1 protein-coding gene is annotated in these 202 nt (G+C 65.3%); it reads left to right on the top strand.

Annotation, left to right across the window (positions count from 1 at the left end; all coding sequences use genetic code 11):
• Positions 1 to 202 (top strand): hypothetical protein (locus tag IO29_RS31465; RefSeq protein WP_037840735.1); only part of this gene is annotated, 202 nt, incomplete at both ends.

Genomic DNA, 202 nt, shown 5'->3' on the forward strand with positions numbered 1-202 from the left:
CGCCCTGCCCACCTCACACGACCAGTTCCACCTCACCGTCACCCTCCACAACGCCCCCCACCACCCCGAAACCATCAACCTCACCCACACCACCAACCCCACCCGCGCCAACCAACGCCACTTCGACCTCAACCACAGCGACGCCGACCTCCTCCACGAACTCCTCCACTACCTCGGCCTGCCCGACGAACAACGCGACAAC

The sequence above is a fragment of the Streptomyces sp. NRRL F-6676 genome (genome assembly GCF_000725625.1).
Classification (GTDB): domain Bacteria; phylum Actinomycetota; class Actinomycetes; order Streptomycetales; family Streptomycetaceae; genus Streptomyces.